The 18,070-nt window shown below is 42.1% G+C and carries 18 protein-coding genes; 17 read left to right on the top strand and 1 reads right to left on the bottom strand.

What is annotated here, in order from left to right; genetic code table 11:
- Positions 1-48 precede the first annotated feature (48 nt).
- Genes ACFP56_RS15865 through rhaA form a run of 5 tightly spaced genes read left to right on the top strand, consistent with a single transcriptional unit; the run spans position 49 to position 5,878 of the window.
- Positions 49-801 (top strand): (Fe-S)-binding protein, encoded by a 753-nt coding sequence (locus ACFP56_RS15865; protein WP_379236284.1) that lies wholly within the window; start codon positions 49-51, stop codon positions 799-801.
- Positions 776-2,362, top strand: coding sequence for a LutB/LldF family L-lactate oxidation iron-sulfur protein (locus tag ACFP56_RS15860; RefSeq protein ID WP_379236282.1), 1,587 nt, complete (start codon positions 776-778; stop codon positions 2,360-2,362). Before ACFP56_RS15865 ends, ACFP56_RS15860 begins: the two co-directional genes overlap by 26 nt.
- Entirely contained in the window at positions 2,355-3,086 is a 732-nt protein-coding gene (locus ACFP56_RS15855) for a LutC/YkgG family protein (protein ID WP_379236280.1), read from the top strand. Before ACFP56_RS15860 ends, ACFP56_RS15855 begins: the two co-directional genes overlap by 8 nt.
- A gap of 38 nt (positions 3,087-3,124) precedes the next feature.
- Positions 3,125-4,570: a rhamnulokinase gene (rhaB, locus tag ACFP56_RS15850; RefSeq protein WP_379236278.1), complete on the top strand. Its 1,446-nt coding sequence runs from the start codon at positions 3,125-3,127 to the stop codon at positions 4,568-4,570.
- Positions 4,571-4,618: 48 nt separating this feature from the next.
- Entirely contained in the window at positions 4,619-5,878 is a 1,260-nt protein-coding gene (gene rhaA / locus ACFP56_RS15845; RefSeq protein ID WP_379236776.1) for an L-rhamnose isomerase, read from the top strand.
- A 163-nt stretch (positions 5,879-6,041) separates the two neighbouring features.
- Here rhaA and ACFP56_RS15840 read toward each other — a convergent pair whose 3' ends face one another.
- Complete coding sequence (locus tag ACFP56_RS15840; RefSeq protein ID WP_379236276.1) at positions 6,042-6,644, bottom strand: CPBP family intramembrane glutamic endopeptidase; 603 nt, start codon at positions 6,642-6,644, stop codon at positions 6,042-6,044.
- A gap of 240 nt (positions 6,645-6,884) precedes the next feature.
- Here ACFP56_RS15840 and ACFP56_RS15835 point away from each other — a divergent pair, with 240 nt between their 5' ends.
- The 12 genes from ACFP56_RS15835 to ACFP56_RS15780 all read left to right on the top strand — a co-directional run bounded on the left by ACFP56_RS15835 (position 6,885) and on the right by ACFP56_RS15780 (position 18,023).
- A complete protein-coding gene (locus tag ACFP56_RS15835) occupies positions 6,885-7,709 on the top strand; it encodes a LuxR C-terminal-related transcriptional regulator (RefSeq protein WP_379236274.1) in 825 nt (274 codons plus the stop codon).
- A 502-nt stretch (positions 7,710-8,211) separates the two neighbouring features.
- Complete coding sequence (locus ACFP56_RS15830) at positions 8,212-8,694, top strand: hypothetical protein (protein WP_379236272.1); 483 nt, start codon at positions 8,212-8,214, stop codon at positions 8,692-8,694.
- Positions 8,695-8,807: 113 nt separating this feature from the next.
- On the top strand, positions 8,808-9,074 hold the full coding sequence (locus tag ACFP56_RS15825; protein WP_379236270.1) for a hypothetical protein: 267 nt from the start codon (positions 8,808-8,810) through the stop codon (positions 9,072-9,074).
- A 27-nt stretch (positions 9,075-9,101) separates the two neighbouring features.
- The gene (locus tag ACFP56_RS15820; protein ID WP_379236268.1) at positions 9,102-9,380 is read left to right on the top strand and encodes a hypothetical protein; all 279 of its coding nucleotides are present in this window, start codon (positions 9,102-9,104) and stop codon (positions 9,378-9,380) included.
- Positions 9,381-9,443: 63 nt separating this feature from the next.
- Positions 9,444-9,818, top strand: coding sequence for a hypothetical protein (locus ACFP56_RS15815; RefSeq protein ID WP_379236266.1), 375 nt, complete (start codon positions 9,444-9,446; stop codon positions 9,816-9,818).
- 47 nt (positions 9,819-9,865) lie between these two features.
- Entirely contained in the window at positions 9,866-11,986 is a 2,121-nt protein-coding gene (locus tag ACFP56_RS15810; RefSeq protein WP_379236264.1) for a peptidase domain-containing ABC transporter, read from the top strand.
- Positions 11,987-12,081: 95 nt separating this feature from the next.
- A complete protein-coding gene (locus ACFP56_RS15805) occupies positions 12,082-13,740 on the top strand; it encodes an HlyD family efflux transporter periplasmic adaptor subunit (protein ID WP_379236262.1) in 1,659 nt (552 codons plus the stop codon).
- 10 nt (positions 13,741-13,750) lie between these two features.
- On the top strand, positions 13,751-15,034 hold the full coding sequence (locus ACFP56_RS15800) for a hypothetical protein (RefSeq protein ID WP_379236260.1): 1,284 nt from the start codon (positions 13,751-13,753) through the stop codon (positions 15,032-15,034).
- A gap of 58 nt (positions 15,035-15,092) precedes the next feature.
- A complete protein-coding gene (locus ACFP56_RS15795; RefSeq protein ID WP_379236258.1) occupies positions 15,093-16,358 on the top strand; it encodes a TraB/GumN family protein in 1,266 nt (421 codons plus the stop codon).
- Positions 16,359-16,526: 168 nt separating this feature from the next.
- Positions 16,527-16,931 carry a MarR family winged helix-turn-helix transcriptional regulator gene (locus ACFP56_RS15790; RefSeq protein WP_379236256.1) on the top strand — a complete coding sequence of 135 codons (405 nt, stop codon included), beginning with the start codon at positions 16,527-16,529 and terminating at the stop codon, positions 16,929-16,931.
- A gap of 139 nt (positions 16,932-17,070) precedes the next feature.
- Positions 17,071-17,739 carry a hypothetical protein gene (locus tag ACFP56_RS15785; RefSeq protein ID WP_379236254.1) on the top strand — a complete coding sequence of 223 codons (669 nt, stop codon included), beginning with the start codon at positions 17,071-17,073 and terminating at the stop codon, positions 17,737-17,739.
- Complete coding sequence (locus ACFP56_RS15780; protein WP_379236252.1) at positions 17,733-18,023, top strand: hypothetical protein; 291 nt, start codon at positions 17,733-17,735, stop codon at positions 18,021-18,023. Before ACFP56_RS15785 ends, ACFP56_RS15780 begins: the two co-directional genes overlap by 7 nt.
- Positions 18,024-18,070: the final 47 nt, after the last annotated feature.

The raw sequence follows: 18,070 nt of genomic DNA, 5'->3' as shown, positions 1-18,070 counted from the left end.
CTTATCGTGCATACGTCGTTCAATTCGAGGTGAAAGATGGTGTAACCGATGAAAGTATCATTGTTCATTACTTGTTTGAGTGATGCTGTCTATCCCAGGGTTGGAGAAACAATGATGCGACTACTGGCGAGATACGGGATTTTACTGGAGTTTCCGAATGTGCAAACCTGCTGCGGACAGCCCGCCTACAATAGTGGTTATTGGAATGAAGCGAGAGCTGCAGCCAAGACGATCATCTCTGCGTTTGAGGACAGTGATTTCGTGGTGACGCCGTCGGGCTCATGCGCTCATATGGTGCATCATTATCCTGAATTGTTCAAGGATGTGCCAGAGTGGCATGAAAAGGCGAAGCAGCTGCAGAACAAAGTGTTTGAATTTTCTAATTTTTTAGTAAAGGTGCTTGGCATTACTGACCTGGGAGCGCGCTTCCCGCATAAGGTCACGTATCATCCGTCCTGTCACGGCAGCAGGCTGTTAGGGGTAAAGGATGAGCCGATGGAGCTGCTGAAGCATATTGAAGGCTTGCAGTTTGTGCCGTTGCCATTTGCAGAGGACTGCTGCGGCTTTGGCGGAACCTTTGCGATAAAAATGTCTGATATATCGGGTGCAATGGTAGCAGAGAAGGCTAGTCATGTGATGGAGACGGAGGCTGAGGTGCTGGTTGGTCTTGATATGGGCTGCATGATGAATATTTCGGGTCATTTGCGGTATCGTAATCAGCCTGTTCGAGTGATGCATTTGGCGGAGCTTCTGTACGAGGGGGTGCAAAACCGCGATGAGCAGCAAGCAGCAAACGGTTAAGGAACGTGAGAAGCGGAATGTAGCAGGTTCGGCCGCACATTATCATGCTGCTGGCGGAGAGCATGAGTCAGGTCATGAAAAGACGGTAAAGGCTAGAGCGCAGCTCGCGCTCAATAATGATTTCTTGCGGCAGGCCGTGCGCTTCACAACAGAGAGATTGCGCAGCGGCAGATTGAAGGCTGCAGGTGAGCAGGGCAATTGGGAGGAATGGAGAGAGCGGGGACGAAATATTAGGCTTCATACGATCGCGCATCTCGACTATTATTTGCATCAGTTTGCAGAGCAAGCACGCAAGAGTGGTGCTTATATTCATTTTGCTGATACAGCGCAGGAGGCCGTTGAGCTGTCGCTCCAGATCGCAAAATCGAAGAATGCAAGCTCGGCAGTTAAGTCCAAATCAATGGTCAGCGAGGAAATTCATCTTAATGCCGCTTTCGAATCAATCGGCGTCGAAGCGATTGAAACGGATTTGGGAGAGTACATTATTCAAAAGGCGAATGAGACGCCTTCGCATATTATTATTCCTGCTATTCATAAAAATCGTTATCAAATTGCTGAGCTATTATCGGAGGACGCAGGAGAAGAGCTTCCTCCTGAAACCTCAATACTTGCGGGTTATGTAAGGAAAAAGCTCCGCGAGAAATTTCTTCATGCCGACATCGGGGTTACTGGCTGTAATTTTGCGATTGCTGAAACAGGCTCGATGGTGCTGTTCGAGAATGAAGGCAATGCGCGTATGGTATCCACACTTCCCAAGACGCAGATTACCTTTATGGGGATGGAGCGGATTATCCCATCATGGACTGATCTGGAAGTAATGGCAACATTGCTGCCACGTTCGGCAACAGGTCAAAAGCTGACGGTCTATATGTCGGGCATCTCAGGTCCGAAGCGTGACGAGGATGGCGATGGACCAGAGGAAATGCATATTATCATCATTGATAATGGGCGTTCGCTGCAGCTTGGCGACCCCGAATTTCAAGAGCTGCTGAATTGCATTCGCTGTGGAGCATGTCTGAATGCATGTCCAGTGTATCGTCATATTGGTGGTCATGCGTATGGCGGCACGTACAGTGGTCCAATTGGAGCAGTCCTGACACCTGCCCTTAAGAAAAATGTTGCGGAGTGGGATGATATTGCGGGTGCATCAAGTCTATGTGGAGCGTGCTATGAGGCTTGTCCCGTGAAAATACCGCTGCATGACATGCTGGTCTCCCTGCGCAGACGCAAGGTGGAAGCGGGCTATGGCGATGGACTGGAGTCAGTTGGCATGAAGGGCTTCGGCAGCGTCATGTCCAGCGCCAAAATCTATCACGGCGCACTAAAGCTAGGTAAGCTTGGACAGAAGCTTGTTGTGAAGGACGGCGGCATTCGCGCTAAAATCGGACCACTCAAGGGCTGGAACTCACATCGCGTTGCGCCAAGCATCGCGAACGAGCTGTTTCGCGAGCGCTACAGCTCGCTGAAGGAGGAGCTAAAGCCGCAACCGAATCCAGATATATTAGAGCGGCTTCAACAGTATCAGACGCGTCAGCAGGAAGGAGGACGGAGCGATGAGTAATACGCATGAACAGCTACTAAAGCAGCTGGAGGAGCAATCGAAGCAGAAGCAAGAGCAGTTTCTTAATCATATTGCAGATAAGCTACAGCGTCCACGCGTGATGAATCGTCCCTCCCATCCCTTTCGCGGCGCACCTGCATTTTGGCAGCAATATGAGCTGGATGAGCAGGAAAGGCTGATGCAGTTTACACAAAACTTCGAGGCAGCAGGCGGCTACGTATCTAAGGTTCAGTCACTGCAGCAAGCAAGTGCCTTCATAACGGAAAAGGCTTTAGAGATGAAAGCGAAATATGTTATGCGTCAGGACGTCTCTCTTCTGGAGCAGCTTGGCTTGGAGCAGGAGCTGCCGCAGCTTACTGTGACACGCTGGAATGAGGATCGCGAGCAGGATTGGAAATCTCGCGCAGCAGAGACGGATATCGGCGTGGTGCTGGCTGATTATGCGGTAGCGCACACAGGCTCGATCGTGCTGATGTCGAGCAAGGAGAAAGGACGCTCGGTTAGTCTACTGCCTACGCTGCTCGTTGCAATTATACCACGCTCCGTAGTCGTGACTAAGCTTGGCGAGGTACTGGGCAAGGTTGACGAGATGGGACGCGAAGCACTGCCCGCGGGCATTCATTTCGTATCGGGTCCTAGCCGTTCTGCTGATATTGAGAATGACCTTACAATCGGCGTTCATGGGCCGGGTCTTGTATATGCGGTAATCGTTGATGAGCTATGAGACGAGAGCAGTTATTTTTCGAATAAGGAGAACGAATTATGATCAATCATATTGCGGTTGATATTGGCGCTTCAAGCGGCCGTCTAGTGCTCGGAAGGCTTGAGCATGGCGTAATGCAGCTGACGGAGCTGCATCGTTTTCCCAATCAGTTTCAGCGCAAGGGCAATCATCTTTATTGGGATATTGATCAGTTGTTCAAGGAGTTAATTATTGGTTTAAGCAAGGCGAAGCAGGCTGGAATCGAGCAGTGCACGCTTGGCATTGATACATGGGCAGTTGATTATGTGTTGCTGGATGCGCAAGGGGAGCGGCTGCACGATGTATACGCCTATCGCGATGCGCGCACGAATGGTGCGCCAGACTCGCTGCATCAGCATATATCAAGGGCTGACGTATATCGCAAAACAGGCATTCAGGAGCTGCCGTTCAATACGCTTTATCAGCTATATGTCCATGATAAGGAGCAGCTCAGTCAAACAGATTGCCTCCTGTTTGTACCCGATTATTTGTACTACCGTCTGACTGGCAAGAGGATCAATGAAGTGACGAATGCCTCGACTAGCCAGCTTATTAATTTGACAAATGGGCAGTATGATGAACAGCTGCTAGAGCTATTAAAGCTGAGCCGAGAGCAGTTTGCCGAGCTTGTCGAACCGGGAACTGTGCTTGGCCCGATTAAGGAAAGCCTGCGTCAAGAGCATCAGCTCCCACAGTGTGAGTGCATAGTTGTGCCAACTCATGACACGGCATCTGCCGTTGTTGGTGTCCCGGCAACAGGTGAACGGCCTTGGGCCTTTATCAGCAGCGGAACGTGGTCATTGCTTGGTATGGAGCTACGGCAGCCGATTCATGGCGCTGAGGCGCTCGCTGCTAACTATACGAATGAGCGCGGAGCATTTGACACGTATCGCTTTTTGAAAAACATTATGGGGCTTTGGATGCTGCAGGAGGTTCGCAGGCTTGACCCTGCTGGATACGGGTTTGCCGAGCTGGTTGAGCTTGCAGCACAGGAGCAGCCATTTGTTAGCCTAGTACGCTGCAACGATGATCGGTTTTTGAATCCTGAGCACATGATAGAGGAAATTCAAAGCTTTTGCAAAGAAACCAAGCAGCCTGTGCCGTACACATCAGGAGAAATTGCACGTTGCATATTCGATAGCTTGGCGTTAACGTATTACGATTATATGAAGGAGCTGCAGCAGCTGACAGGTGTGAAGCCTGAGGTGCTGCATATTGTCGGCGGCGGCGCCAACAATGGGCTGCTTAATCAGCTGACGGCCGACCTGCTGGAGATCGAGGTTCAGGCAGGACCTTCGGAATCGACTGCAACGGGTAATCTCATCGTGCAGATGATGACAAGCGGAGAAATTGACCAGCTGTCTACTGCGCGAGATATTTTGGAGAAGTCGTTCGATGTTGTCAGCTATTATCCTCGTCATATTGAGGGCAAGCAGGAGCTGCTAACACGTTGGGCACAGCTCTAGGATAAAGCATGCATGAACAAAAATAACGATAGAAATGAGGGTGGAATGATGGATAAATCCGTTTTGGACGGCTATGTACACGCTAAGGAGCTTTATGCAAAGCATGGCATTGATGTGGACGCGGTGCTAGAGAAGCTGGCTCAAATTAAAATTTCCATTCATTGCTGGCAAGGTGATGACGTACAGGGCTTCTTGTTTCGAGACAAATCGTTAAGCGGAGGCATCGCGGTGACGGGCAGCTACCCGGGACGTGCTTCTACACCATCAGAGCTTCGTCAGGATCTGGATCAGGCCTTGTCACTTATTCCTGGTAAGCATAAAATCAATCTTCATGCGATTTACGCGGATACAGAGGAACAGGTTGAACTAAATGAGCTGGAGCCGAAGCATTTTGAACGCTGGGTGGAGTGGGCAAAGGAGCAAGGGCTAGGGCTCGACTTTAACCCGACCTGTTTTTCACATCCAAAAGCAGACGATGGCTTTACGTTAAGCCATTCCGATGAAAGCGTTCGCAAGTTTTGGATTGAGCATGGAATCGCATCACGTAAAATCGGGGAGTACTTCGGAAAGGAGCTGGGACAGCCTTGTGTTACGAATTTCTGGCTGCCAGATGGCTATAAGGATACACCTGTTGATCGCTTGGCACCTCGTCAGCGATTGCAGGCATCATTGGACGAAATTTTCGCTGCTCCAGTAGATTCTCGCTACAATATTGATGCGGTTGAGAGCAAGCTGTTCGGAATTGGGTCGGAGAGCTATGTGGTGGGCTCGCATGAGTTTTACTTAGGCTATGCGATTAAAAATGGCAAGGCGCTATGTCTCGATTCTGGGCACTTCCATCCAACAGAGGTTATTTCTAATAAAATCTCATCGGTACTCATGTATGTGGATCAGCTGCTTCTTCACGTTAGCCGTCCTGTTCGCTGGGATAGCGACCATGTCGTTACGATGGATGACGAGCTGCTGGATATTGCACGTGAGCTTGTTCGTGGAGACTTTCTGGGAAGAACGCATATCGGATTGGATTTCTTCGACGGCAGCATTAACCATGTAGCCGCTTGGGTCATCGGAACGCGCAACACCATTAAAGCACTGCTGCGCGCCATGCTGGAGCCAATTGATCAGCTGCGTGAGGCTGAGCTGAATAAGGACTATACAACAAGATTAGCGCTTTTTGAAGAGCTGAAATCATATCCGTATGGCGCAGTATGGGATTACTATTGTGCAACAGCTGGCGTTCCTGTACGTGAGGCTTGGCTCGATCAAGTGAAGTCATATGAGCAGGATGTATTGCTGAAGCGGGTGTAGTAATCTATAACGCTGTAATTCTGCAATTGTGTTGCAATAAGACGTTAACGATTAAATAGCAACGTTAACTGCGAATAGCCGTTTCTTGGTATGAAGGGAGTATAAATCTACTTTCATCTACAAGAAATGGCTTTCTTTGTATGGTGAAACAACGATAACAGCTTTAAGCTTGTTCAATTTTGATAATGTTCTTTCGTATGCAAATAGAGCTTGCAAGATTGCTCACGCAATGTATAATAAGTGCGCTCCACAGTGTGCCTTGCTCGATTGTCAAAAATCCTGTTAGTAGGCTCATTATGAATAGATAGATTAACAGATAAGGTTGACCTTCATACTGACCCTTATAATGTAAGGCGATAAAAACAAGAGAGATTAGTACGACAGCTAGCCAGGACGGCATAAAGCCTGAAAGTAGCAACAATAAAACCCCGCGAAAAAACAGCTCTTCCCCTATCACCGCAACTATACTGATAACATAAAGGCTGGAGCTTGAGCTCTGAAGTAGATGAACTAAGTCATTAACCCCTTTAGTATTAGGAAGATTCGTTTTTCTTAGTGCGATAAAACCAAGCAAAATGAGTAGTAAAACGATCGATCCAATTACTCCATAGCCTACATCCTGTACGATCTTCTCCAAAGAAAAAAGCCCTGCTAAAAAGTCCATCATCTCGCCTTGCTGCCATAAATACAGAATTATTGCGCTTAAGACAACTAAAATTAAACTGCTAAGCGCAAGTATTTTACTTGAAAGTGGCGGTGATTCCATAAACGATATCATTCCTTTTTCGAGATAGTATCTAACTATTATAAATTAATTTATCTATAAATTGGAAGGGGGATCTCTATGAGAGAACTCTCTTAATACGAGTGTACAACTATGATATAAAAACCATTATATAGGACATTTATACTATATTGGTACCAAATCTTGTTATAGTATGATTGGCGATCTCTATATTAGTAGTGATTGGGACATAATTTATTTAGAAAGGGGTTAAGGTTAGGGATGGCTTTAGTCTTTGAACTAGAAAAAGAGAAGGTTATGCAACCGTGGAAGACATTGGACTCGTTAGATAACAAGCTGTTACAGGGTTGGGATAAACAAAGACAAGCTTCACAAGCTTATTATAAGCAATCTTGTATGAAAGAACGAATAACTAAGAGTCAATACCAACACTATTATAAAGGCAATGAATGTCTTATAAAAATCGCTTCAAAGCATTGTGAAGAAACGGTTTCGGATATGTTGAAATCCGTACTGTTCATCATTACTACGCTAGATGGAATTGTTCTAGCGGTATTAGGAAAGCAGGAATTGGTTACATCGCTGGATCAAAACTATAATTTAGGCAAAGGTTCTGTATTTACAATTGAAAATGCTGGTTTAAATGCAATTACTCTTTCAACGGAAGTAGAAGATTGGGTTTATTTAAGTGGAGCGGAGCATGATTTCCAACTTTTTAAGAAGTGGAATTGTTTTTGTAGCCCTATCCGACAACATGGTGAAATTGTCGGGTATTTGGATATGTCATTTGCAGTTGGGGATGACCATCTACTAACGGCGGCATTATTTACCTCGACTCTTAAAAGCATTGAAAGTGAACTGGATAAGCCCGATCAGCAACAAAGGATTTTTGAACAATTTCATGCCTATAGACTTTCGCCAAGAGAAAAAGAAATCGCATGTATGTGGCTTAATAATTGCAGCGCACTGAGAATTGCAAGCGAGTTAGGGATTACTGAAGGAACGGTTAGAAATGTAATTAAGAAGATTTATAGGAAGACAGAGGTCTGTGATAAAGGGCAGTTTATGAGAAAGTTTATTAGTTAAATTGCTATTAGTTATAATAATCCAGTTCAGAGTATATTAGATAATAATTAAAACTATATATATGCTGGAATAAAGAAGGGCTGTAATGCTTGCTTACTGTTGAATCTGTTAAAAATTTTTGTGATTTTTCTTTGTCTGCTGCATTGGTATTATGTTGTATTTATAAAGTTCTGAAAAAAGAAATCCTTGTAGCCGATCCTGCTAGATGACTTTTTAAATATGCCTCCGAAGTTTTATAAAAATCCGGTTAGGCGTGATTTAGGGAGACTAAATTCATGTCGTATTAACTCGAGAATCAAAAACTAGCAAGTGCTTTTACGTAAGATTACTAATCTGATTCTATTCTTGTAGTATCCATTTTGGGATATATTGTACTTTTTTTTCTTATGATATTTTAATAACTATGAAGTTAAGGTAATTGAAGTTTCAACTTATAGTAGCTAGATGTTAATTCTAATTCAAAGTTAATTTCTTAGATCAATAAATGATGGGATGATAACTTATGGAGAATGTGATAACAATTGAAACTGGGAAAAGTTTAAGCTATAAAAAAGTTGCCTCTTTCAGAAAAAAAATGCAACTGTCAGAAATGAATGAACAAGTTCTTATGTTTATCGATAAGTTAAAGGATTTGGGTTTAACAAAATTAGGTCCTATGCTTTCCACTACACATGGAATGGAGATTGTAGGACAAGAGCAAGTTCTAGACATTGAATATCTCGTTGCTATAGATAGAGAAGTTAATCTAGAGGAGCCGTATGTTTATAAGCCAGAGCTTAAGTTAGTTAATGCCCTATATGTTAGACATATTGGTAACCCCCATGAATTGCAGGATGTCTATAATCACATTGTAGAATTCATGAAAGATAATGGACTTCAACAAATATCTACAATATACAATGTAAATATAAATGACGACAGATTACAATTTGGCGAAGAACCTATTATTGATATATATCTTTCTATTAATCCAAATTCGTTTTAATTAATTGGATATTAAAACAACAATTTATTATTTTCAGATCCGGAGCTGGAAAGAGATAAATTATCTATTAAATTGTTGTATTAATATAATATTCTAGTAAAGGGGTTTCAGGAATGACGAATCAGACACTTCTGTTGAATAATGGAGCATTTACTGCCTTGACTGAACAGGAATTGTGCTATGTTGATGGAGGAGGATTCTGGAAATCAGTAGCTGTAGGGGCTGTAATCGGTGCGGCTACATTTGCTCCAACAGGAGGCATGATTGGAACAGTGACCTTCCCTGTAGTAGGTACAGTATCTGGATATGTTGTAGCTGGTGTAATTGGGGCTGTTGGAGGAGCTGTAGCAGGGGCGATTAAGGGTGCTTATTATAGTTAATCTATCAAAATGAGTGGAGGGTAATATATGAACATTGCACTAAATTCAACAAGCTTTAATGAGTTATCTCATGATGAACTTTATACTGTTGACGGAGGTGGCTGGTTAGCTGATGCAGTTGTTGGTGCTGTTGCTGGGGCAGCAGGAGGGCTAGTACGTGGAGCACTTACCGGAGCAGTTATTGGTTTTGCCGCTGCAGGTCCAGCAGGCATTTTACCAGGAGCAGCTGCATTTGCTGGAGCTTATGTGGTTAGCGGAGCTGTTACAGGGGCAGTTTCAAACGTAGCAGTAAAGGCTGTATGGTAATTATTAATTTAGATCAAATCAAGGGTAGCATTGCTACTCTTGATTTGTGAAAGGAAGAAATAGATGGAGGGAATATTCACTGAAATAATTAGACGTAATAAACAACAAACTTTATTAATTACAGTTGGCATGGTATTAATAACACTTTCAGTCTATAAGTATACAGGTTTAGTTAAAGCCTTACAATTTGCAATTGGCACAGGCCTAATTTTCGGGATGTTCGAAGCTTTATTTATAAGAAAACAGCTTACACAAGGGAGTAAAGGTATGGGAAATAACAGAAAGGCTGGAATGGCAATATACTTAGTATTGGCAACGGGTATGATTCTAGCTGTGACAGCTTTCATTGGAGTTTTTGATTTCGTTACAAATCTAATGTTTGGAGTAGGCTTAGGAATTATAGTTGCAGCAATTGATACATTGCGTAGAAAAAGCTAGAAAAGTTAGCGCTTCTAACCTAAGACATTTGTAAATGAGGAATTAGAATGATATTCCGTAAATATCACTGCATCAAACAACATGACTATAAAGATTGTGGAGCAGCCTGTCTTGCAACCATCTCTCGACAGCACGGGCTGAAATATCCAATATCTAAAATAAGAGAAATAGCAGGTACAGATAAGCAAGGCACGAATGCATACGGTTTGGTGAAGGCTGCAGAGAAACTCGGCTTTACAGCAAAAGGCGTCAAAGGTGATCAGGCAGCCTTTTTCAGCGAATTTCCTCTGCCTGCCATTGCTCATGTCATCATAGATGGTACGCTGCTTCATTATGTTGTGATTCATAAAATATCGAAAAAAGAAGTCCTTGTAGCCGATCCTGCTAAAGGACTTGTTAAATATACGCCCGACGATTTTTTTCAAATTTGGACAGGCGTGCTTATTCTTATGGTGCCCACTCCTCAATTCCGTAAAGGAAATGAGACGAAGGGGCTATTTGCACGTTTTTTTGGCCTGTTGCTGCCACAGAAACGAATGCTGTTCGGTATATTTTTGGCTTCGTTGTTATTTACGATTCTAGGTATTCTAGGTGCATTTTATTTTCAATTTCTACTTGATGAGATATTGCCGTACGGATTGGAGAAGACGCTTCATATTCTTTCAATTGGAATTATTGTGCTCTATCTTTTCAAAGTTCTGCTTAATGCGTTTCGTTCGCATCTGCTCATCTTTCTAAGCCAAAAGCTAGATATCTCCCTCATCCTAGGCTACTATCACCATGTATTAAAACTTCCCATGAGTTTTTTTGGAGCTCGAAAAACGGGTGAAATTATTTCTCGTTTAATGGATGCTTCCAAGGTTAGAGATGCAATATCTAGCGCAACCCTAACAATTATGATTGATATTTTAATGGTGATTGCCGGAGGAGCCATTCTCTATTCCCAAAGCGCGATGCTATTTGGTGTCACCATACTCCTTGTTCCAATATATATCGCATTGGTATGGGGGTTTCATAGGCCATTTGATCGCCTTAATCGTGAGCAAATGGAAAAAAATGCGCAGTTAACCTCCTATATTGTGGAGTCCATTGATGGCATTGAAACGGTCAAGGCTTATCATGCAGAGGGAAAAGCAAACTTTGAAACAGAACGGAAGTTTGTAAGCTTTCTAAAGTCAGTATTTAAATTCGGTATATTCAACAACGTGCAGGCTTCCCTGAAAGGGCTTGTACAGTCTGTAGGCGGAGTTGTTATTTTATGGGTTGGTGCCGTGCAAGTGATGAAGGGCAATATGTCTATGGGCCAGCTTATTACATACAATGCTCTGCTTGCTTATTTTCTAGACCCTATTCAAAACCTCATTAATTTACAACCAACTGTGCAGACTGCAGTCGTTGCTGCAGACAGATTGGGTGAAATATTAGATTTGGAGACGGAAAAGAGTGAGCAGGAAGATAAAAAACTGCAGCCATCCAGTTTAAAAGGTGATATCCTCCTACAAAACGTTGATTTCCGATACGGTACGAGAGCATTGACCTTGAAAGGAATCAGTATGACGATTGGCCAAGGGGAGAAAATTGCATTTGTAGGTGAAAGCGGATCTGGTAAAACAACACTAATTAAGCTGCTTATGCAATTTTATCAACATGAAAAAGGTGAAATTCTAATTCGTGATTACAATATTCGCGATATTCATTTGGATTCATTAAGAGAGAGAATTGCCTATATTCCGCAGGACACGTTCTTTTTTAGTGGAACGATAGAAGAAAATCTTAGGCTTGGCGTGGATGATTCTATCGAGCTCGAACGTATTATTGAAGCTTGCAAAATGGCACAAGCTCATGAATTTATAAATAATTTTCCGCTTCGTTACCAAACGTTACTAGAGGAGAATGCTACGAACATTTCTGGTGGGCAAAAACAGCGACTGGCCATCGCCCGGGCTATTCTTAAAAATCCCGATATTTTGATAATGGACGAGGCAACTAGTAATTTGGATTCCATTACAGAAAAAGCAGTTTCAGAGACAATTAATAATTTTGAGGATATTACGACGATTATTATTGCACACCGCCTTAGTACGATTATGCGCTGTGATCGCATTTATGTAATGGAGCAAGGCCAAATATTGGAGCAAGGTACTCATGAGCAACTTCTTGCAGCTTGAGGGAAATACTATGAGTTGTGGAAGGATCAACTGCCTGGACTTGAGAATGCTTATGCTGACACCATGAATATTCCAGTAGGGGTAGGTGGAGTGTAATGAGAGCTGTTATTAGAGAAATGTCAGAAATGACGGATAGTCGAGAAATTCTTGAAGCTCGAACACATCCAGCAATTACAACTTTTATTGCAATTTTATTGCTGTTAATTGGTGTTGGGTTAATCTGGTCATTTATTGGTGAGATCGATGAAGTAGCCAAGGCTTCAGGTATTGTGCGCCCAAATGATAAGGTCAGTAATATTCAGACTTTAGTATCTGGAACAGTTGAATCGCTACATGTACAGGAAGGGCAGTGGGTAGAAGAAGGTGACCTTCTGATTAAATTGGAACATGAAAGCTTACAACTCGATTTGTCCAGTAAACAAACTGAGCTGGCTAAGCTTGAACGAGAAAATGAGTATCTGAAGCGATATCGAGATAGCGTATATGGGCATCACAATTTATTCGTTCAAAAATTAGAAGAAGAAACAATTTATTATAGTTTAGTTGAACAGTACCTATTAGAATACAGCCAAAAGGAATTAGACTATAACGCAAGTGTGAATCAATTGGATCAAGCGAAAAATGAGTCGCTACTTACTAGAGAAGGAATAGTGCTGAATCAAAAAGCCTCTAATCAAAAAAATGAACGAACAAAAGCGGACTACAACAGGCAGATTGAGCAATTAGAAAAAGAACTTCATGCTGAAAAAATGCTCAAGCAATCGATGGAAGCGGAAAGTGACCAGTTTTCAGTACATGATCCACTAAGAATAGAGAGATTTAATCAATATATACTCTCTCTGAATAAGCTCAAAACGGATGTAAGTGAAAGTGAGAAAAAATTGGCACAATCAGTTGCTTTAGGTGAACGATTTGTTCCTAAATCACAACTTGATGAAGAACAAGCACAAATCGAGTTGGCCAAGTTGCAGCTTACGCAGTTTCAACAAGAGGCTATATTAGGGGTGCAAGCTCAGATCACCGATTATGAGAACCAATTAAAAGAAATTCGTCAACTGGCAGCTCAGCTGGAAGGCGAGGAGTCCTCAACTGCGATGGAGCAACAATCGTTTCAACTGGAGGAGGAAAAACTTAGTGATCAGTATCGTAATTTGCAGAAACAAAGTGATAGCATACAACTAAAATCTAAAATTGATTTGGACAAGTTTAGATTGGATCGTATTGTTCAAATCGAAGCTGCTATCGAAGAAAAAGAAAAGTCTTCTAAGATGCTTCTTGATCAAATTAATCAATTGCAAATTTCCATCGATAAGCAAAGTATTTATGCTCCGATTTCTGGTATGGTCCATATGATAAAAGATATGAATGTAGGGGATATTGTGCAACCAGGTGAATCTTTACTCTCCGTCATTCCGGTCAATGAATCGATGTATAAGATGAGTATCGTTGTGCCAAATCATGAAATAGGTCAAATTGATGTAGGTCAACAGGTAGATATGAATTTTCATGCCTTTCCAAAGCAAAGCTTTGGTTCGTTGATCGGTACAGTTAATTCAATTAGTTCCGACTCTATTATCCAACAAGATGGGAGAAGTTACTATACTGTGGAAGCGTCAATTGCTAATAAACCGCTTGTAAATCGTAAAGGAGAGAGTGGAGAAATAAGAGTAGGTATGACAGCAGAAGCCTATGTTATTACTGATTCTAAAAAAATCATTCATTATTTATTGGAGAAGATTAATTTGAGAGATTAGGAGGGGGCAGATGTCTATATCAACTTTTAGAACGCGAAGAGCTTTTATGTTTTTTTGCTTTGTATTACTGCTTACATCCTTGTTTTCGCCATATAAGGCTTTTGCTTCAGATAAAAAGAAACAGATTTCATTAACTCGTGAGAAAATTTTAGAGCTCTCATCCCAAAACTACTTGGCAGTACAAGAACAACATTTGCAGGTTCAGCTTGATTCAGCACAGTTGCGTTATGTTGAGGGACAACGCGAAGAATTAGGTTCTTTTAATAAGCCAGTTATAAATAAGCTCCCAACTACAATAGAGGAATTAAAACTTCTTGTACCTGAATACGACAACATGACAGATGAGGAAAGACAAGAAATAGACGGTTTATTGATGATTCAGGCCATGATCAATGCCTCCATGAATAACATGATAGAAGCTCAAGCAAATTACCAGTATACTGCTGGAATTCAGCAATGGAGTAATCAACTTGATACATTGGATCAAGAAGTTGACAACGGGAATCACAACGTGAAGATGTCTAAATTGGAAAAAGAGAAGTTGGAATTAGCGGCACAACTCTCTGCCGTTCAAAGCTACTACGAAATTATGAAACTTCAAATTGATATTCATGCCGCTCAATATGAAGTCACGTTAGCTAGAACTAAAATAAAAGATGTTGAAAGGTTATATGAGCTTGGCTTGGCAACAAGAAATGAAATCGATCAAGCTAAACAATCGCTCGCTCAACATGAGCAAAATGTCAATCGTCTTAACATGCAAGTAAATGAAAAACAAGAGCTGTTTAAACAAAGCTTAGGAATAAAAAAGGATGAATCGATTATTTTGCCTGATGTTAAAAATATGCAACCGACATATCATACTGCTGCAATCGAAGTTAACAAGCAAATTGATCATATTAAAGCAGAGGAAACGATATCTCACGTTAAAACAAGACTCGAAGCCGCTCGTGGGGATTGGTTGTTGATAGACTATCTGAATACGTTGCTCGTAGTAGAGGTTGAACGTAAAGAAATTATAGAGCAATGGTTAGATCAAAAGATATTGTTGATCAATAATGAAGAAAACATAATTACAATGCGAATCAAAGAGTTAGAAAGTCAAAAAGCCGAACAAACGATTAGACTTGAAGATTATAAGAAACTCTATTTTACAGGGCATGTATCTGCTAGGGATCATGAAGCTGTGGGTCATGACCTTGCTCGCTTAAATTTTACTCTTGAAAAAGAAAAGCTAGAGTATTTTATATGGCAAGAAAAAAAGAGAGCAGCAATATTGGGCTTTATACAATAGTGATTTATGTTTTAATAATTGAACATAAATAAATTCACAATGAAAGAGGAGAAAAAGAATGAAGAAGTTGACGTCGTTATTCATTGCACTTGTAATGGTATTTGTATTGGCTACAAGCGTTCAGGCAGAAACGACAACGAGCAGTGCAGCAACAGTTTGGCTAAACGGAAAACAAGTACAGTTTGTTGACAATCAGCCGTTTGTTGAAAAAGGGACAACCTTTGTACCGGCAAGCACTGTCTTGGAAGCACTTGGCTATGCAGTCGCATGGGATGAAGAAAACAGCGCCATTATCGCTGAAAAGTATGGGTTTTCCATTGCTGTCCAGGTTGGCAATGTTGTTGGGTATGTAAATGGTATAGAGCGCACGATGACCGTTGCTCCAAAGATTGAAAATGACACTGTATATGTACCAATAAGATTTATAGGTGAAGCAATCGGCTATGATGTCGATTGGGATGGTCAGACTCGCGCGGTATTGCTAACGAAGGAAGCTAGCAAGGGCTACATCTGGAAAGTGGAGAAGGACGGTGTTGAAGTTCATTTGCTAGGTTCTGTCCATCTTGGAGATGCAAGTATGTATCCGCTTCGTGATGAAGTAGAGGCTGCGTTCGATAACGCTGATCATCTTGTCGTTGAAGTGAATGTTGCACAAGTACCTGACAAGCAAACAGCGCAGGAAATCGCAACGCTTCAAACGTATTCGGATGGATCAACGCTTAAGGATCATGTATCGGCAGAAACATATAAACGCGTTCAAACTTTCCTGACTGATCTTGGATTGGAAATTAATGCATATGATGCCTTTAAGCCTTGGGCAGTATACTTGGATATGAGCAACTATGTAGCAGCGACTTCGGGCTATCAGGGTGGTCTTGGCATAGATAGGTATTATTTGAATAGAGCACAGGAGCAGAACAAGCCAATTTTGGAACTAGAATCCTACATTTCTCAAGTCAAAATTTTCGATAGTTACTCCAAGGAACTTCAAGAGCAACAGGTGAATGAAGTATTGGATGGTATTTATGGTGGGACGGAAACGGCAGGATCGACAGAACCCTCTATTCAAGTCTTGACTGATTTGTGGATTCAAGGAGATGATGCTGGGCTGGAGCAGTTAATTGCATCTATTCAAGAAAGCCCGGAGCTATACGAGAAGCTTCTTAAAGCTCGCCATGCTGGCATGATCGAGAAAATTGAAGGTTATTTGAATAATGACAATAAGGATTCTTACTTTATCATAACAGGTTATCTTCATATGCTTGGCGAGGATGGCTTAGTTACCTCGCTGAAGGAAAAAGGCTATACTGTAACGAGAATCTAATGGATAAGGCAAAGAGGGTACTGCCAGCAAGCGTCTTAAAGGATGCTCGTGGCAATGCCCTCTTTTTATAATGAATTTACTGTAAGAGCGATGGCATCGAATTGACAAAAGCGGGCAATGTTCTATATAGTTTAGTCAATTGATCGTGCTTGGAAAAGGAGACTGAAGATGGAACAGCAGATGGATGTGCGAGACGTTATCAATGAAATGCGTGCAGTTCAGCAGCAGTCAAAGCAGTTTATGGAACGTTTAACGGAGCATGCGCAGCTATCGTCAAATCATGTCATGCTGCTAATGGATCTGAAGCTGAACGGGAGCATGAGAATTACTGAAATATCAGAACGCTTTTCGATTACTGCTGGTGCAGCAACCTCGATGTGCGACAAGCTCGAGCAACAGCAGCTTGTAAAACGAATTCGTGAGCATCAGGATCGAAGAGTGGTCCAAGTAGCACTGACAGAGGAAGGGGAAAAGATTATTGACCTCATATTCGAGTCTTTGCCTGCAGAGAGGCTGCTAGAGATGCTACGGATTTTCAAGCAAATTCGCAACTTAATGTCAACGATTATATAAAAGGCTGATCTGCCTCTCACGGATCAGCCTTTTTTGTTGGAAAGAAATTGACAATCAGCACACATAAACTTTAAAGTATAGTTATATATTTTAATTATTAAAATATATAACTATTAAAATAAATGAGGTTGATATTGTAATGGTAAAATCAACAGTCGCAGGCAAAGGAATGAAGGATATTACTGTAAACGGTCACCAAGTGTTTGATGGTGCCGTAATCGCAGACAACATCCGAATTCATGGTAATGGTAGATTTTTGGAAGGGTTATCCTCGCAGCAGCTAAGGATCATTGGCTCTTGCAGTATTAAGGGAAACACCTCTGTAAAGCATATCTATTGTCAAGGACATGGCAAATTTCACACCCTGCAGGTGGAAATCATACAGGTTGCAGGCTCCATAGCTGCTGAGCATGTGAGCGGAGCAAACCTAATTGATATCAAAGGCAGCCTTCAGATTAAAGGCAGCTTGGAAGCAGTCAATGTTACGATTCGCCAGCAAGGCACAGCTAGTGTAAATCGCATCACAGCTGAAAAAAGTGTGGTGATTCAGGCCGATCGATTATCAATCCTACATTGGCTTTGGCCTAGAAGCAGAAGAGGAACGTATCATGTTCTAAAGGGCTATGAGGTTAAGGTTGACCATATTCAATCATCGCTTATCGTGGGCGGATATGTCGAGATCGGACCTAATTGTGCGATACACAAGGTCATCTATTCCGAGTATTTATCCGTCGCACCAGGAGCTAAGGTGGCTGAAGTGATCCATCTTTCCCAGCACCCACAGATTTGGAGGTCGGAGCTATGTTAATTAGAAAATTACTTGGTGGACTGCTGGCAATGTTTGCATTTCCTACACTAAGCATATTAATGGTGGCTCTGGCAGGCAGTGCAGTGTTCGTTGTTATCGCGAGCGTTTTAAGAACGCTGGGCGTACATATTGCGATGAATATTGCACTGCTTGAGGTACCACGTCTATTAAGCATACCTGTAGGTCTTTTGTTCGGAGCACTTTTTTTCTATTTGGCAAGACAAAGCTGGAGGCTGCTCCAGATCAGCTATCAAACGGTTAAGGCTGCATTTATTATAAAATAGTGAACAGGTCTTCCCTTGTTGTAAGCTTAAAGCTATTCATAAAATAA

Origin of the sequence: Paenibacillus septentrionalis (genome assembly GCF_042659865.1) — a bacterium.
GTDB classification, from domain to species: Bacteria; Bacillota; Bacilli; order Paenibacillales; family Paenibacillaceae; genus Pristimantibacillus; species Pristimantibacillus septentrionalis.
This window is presented reverse-complemented; position numbering and strand designations above follow the sequence as displayed.